At 43.8% G+C, this 2,614-nt stretch carries 2 protein-coding genes and 1 pseudogene; all 3 read left to right on the top strand.

Annotated features, from left to right (window positions below):
- Window positions 1-104: 104 nt before the first annotated feature.
- The 3 genes and pseudogenes from WBG83_RS22695 to WBG83_RS22185 all read left to right on the top strand — a co-directional run bounded on the left by WBG83_RS22695 (window position 105) and on the right by WBG83_RS22185 (window position 2,547).
- A complete protein-coding gene (locus tag WBG83_RS22695; RefSeq protein ID WP_442955871.1) occupies window positions 105-290 on the top strand; it encodes a sigma factor-like helix-turn-helix DNA-binding protein in 186 nt (61 codons plus the stop codon).
- A 270-nt stretch (window positions 291-560) separates the two neighbouring features.
- Window positions 561-1,131 (top strand): annotated as a pseudogene (locus tag WBG83_RS22690) (IS3 family transposase); the annotation flags it as partial.
- 456 nt (window positions 1,132-1,587) lie between these two features.
- Complete coding sequence (locus WBG83_RS22185) at window positions 1,588-2,547, top strand: 5'-nucleotidase (RefSeq protein WP_336747562.1); 960 nt, start codon at window positions 1,588-1,590, stop codon at window positions 2,545-2,547.
- Window positions 2,548-2,614: the final 67 nt, after the last annotated feature.

The raw sequence follows: 2,614 nt of genomic DNA, 5'->3' as shown, positions 1-2,614 counted from the left end.
GAGTTGCCCGCTCATCCCCATTCAAAAAAAATGATGAAATGTTTTCCATTTGGTATCTCTAGGGTGCGAAACGTCAGTTATACTCTAAAACTTCTTTACGTTGCCTGTCGGAGCGCGAATGGCAATGTTTTGTGTTGCATGTAGGTTTCGATTTTTCATTCCGTCAAATTGCTTCAGAGCTCAATATACAAACGAGAACCGTTCGGACACATATAGACCGGGCTAAGCTGAAGATTGAGCGAAATAAAATAAACGGCCTGTACCCTCTTGAAGTGCACCCCTTAGAATAGACATTGGAACCCCCCCCTAGGTTAATCGGATGAATTCTAAGGGGTGCATTTTTTATGGCGGTTAAAGGTCAGAAGCTTAAAACGTATTCAGAGGAATTGAAGAAAGAAGCCATTCGTCTTCATGTGGAGGAAAAGTGGACATATCGACAGATTACGGAACACTTAGAGCTTCATGACAAGGGTAGGGGCAAGAGATGGATGCGGAATATGAATTGGTGGGGGACGAGGAAACGTTAATTTTGGTGAAGCACTTGAGACAGTGAAGGAAGGCAAGCGACAACGAACTCCAAGCAAGCTCTGCCGGTTCAGGAAAATGTGCTTAACCGGGAGTTTACAGCGAGCAAGCCGAATGAGAAATGGGTAACGGACATGACCTATATTTCAACGAGCGAAGGCTGGTTGTATTTGGTGAGCGTAATGGACCTCTACTCGCGTAAAATCAAGGGCTGGCACAGGAGTGAAAGGATGACCAAAGAGTTTGTTTCTAAAGCCCTTACAACAAGCTTACGGGCGGTAGCATCCAGACAAAGGCTTACTCCATCACTCGGACCGCGGCAGCCAATATGCCTCCCTGGATTACCAAAAGCAACTTCAGATCTACGAAGTGACGGGCAGTATGGGCCGCAAAGGGAACTGTTACGACAACGCCTATATCGAGTCCTTTCACAGTGTCTTGAAGAAGGATTTGATTTACCTTCATCAATACGAGACGCGAGATGAAGCGAAGAAAAGCATCTTTGAATACATCGAGGTATTTTATAACAACCAACGCATTCATTCATCAATTGGGTATTACGCACCGTCTGAATTCGAACGTATGTACCTAAATCAGTCGGCGTAAGGAAAAAATCTGTGTCTACTATTTTGACAGAGGTCCAATTCTATGGGCTAGTTTAATTTTGGAAATTTTGCATAGTGAATCAACGTTTGCCGATTTATGAATTTCTTTGGTGTTGGTATTGATAATATAGGTTGCCATGATTTCACCTCCTTGCGCTAAAGCTCTATTATTATCAGAATTGCACACCAGTTATAAGAACTAATATTCGCATAAACGTATGTTCCGGTTAATCTCTCTCTACCTCTTCGAAGTATGAGTAATTTGGAGGAACAGTCCAAACAACGTGCTCGCCACCTTACTCCTGATCAAGAATAGGAGGAAGTTTACGGGGTTACTTAACAAGTGATTGAGCGAGAGAAACAGGGAAGGAAGCTTTTTAGCAATCAAGTCACCGAGTATCTGCTTGAAGCCAAGCTTATGTTATAATTCAAAACAAACAATAACACGGAGGACGTTATGCCATATCCAATAGAAGAAAAGTTTGTTGTTGCAGTTGCTTCTAGTGCGCTATTCAATCTTGAGGAATCCGATAAGGTTTTTCAGGAAAAGGGAGAAGAGGAATACCGAAAGTATCAACGAGAAAACGAGGGGGTTGTTCTCGAACCGGGCGTTGCATTTCCATTGATTAAGCGGTTGCTAATGATTAACGGACAGGAGCCCAACGACCAGCCGGTTGAGGTTGTCTTAATGTCGAGGAACGATCCCGATACAGGACTTCGCGTGTTTAAGTCCATTGAACATCACAAGCTTTCAATCTCACGGGCAGCCTTTGTGGCGGGCGGTAACCCGTTCATTTACATGGAAGCATTTAATGCTTCGCTGTTCCTTTCCGCTAATCTTAGTGACGTTAGAGCAGCACTTAGCAAGGGGCTTCCCGCCGCTCAGGTATTTCCTACGCAGTTTGTGGATGATGAGGATGAGCAGGAACTTCGAATTGCGTTCGACTTTGATGGAATCATAGCCGATGATTCTTCCGAAGGAATTTATCAAAATTTGGGGATGCAACGATTCCATGAGAATGAAAAGCAAAAAGCAAATGAGGCGCTCCCTCCCGGTCCACTAATTAAGTTTTTTGGAGAAATCGCTCGTTTACAACAACGTGAATGGGAAAAGAAACAAAAGGATGCATCATACAACCCCCGTGTCAGAATAGCTATTGCAACGGCAAGAAATGCACCAGCCCATGAACGAGTCGTTACAACTTTAAGAAGTCTAGGAATTAGGGTGGATGAAGCATTTTTCTTGGGTGGAATTGAAAAAGGAAGGGTGTTGAAGGTACTTCGCCCCCATATATTCTTCGATGACCAGGTAAGCCACATTGAAGGAGTATCGAGTGTCTCACCATCTGCTCATGTTCCGTTTGGGGTAACAAATATGGAGGATATCACTACGCCACCTCCCCAAACGGGAGTGTAAAATAAAAGCTGGAACCTTTGAAAACGATGGAGATGGGACATACTAAACCTATCAACAATCGAATTCG

It is taken from the genome of Paenibacillus sp. y28 (assembly GCF_037137075.1).
Classification (GTDB): Bacteria; Bacillota; Bacilli; order Paenibacillales; family NBRC-103111; genus JBBBNV01.
The sequence above is the reverse complement of the archived record's forward strand: the minus strand, read 5'-3'. Positions and strand labels throughout refer to the sequence as shown.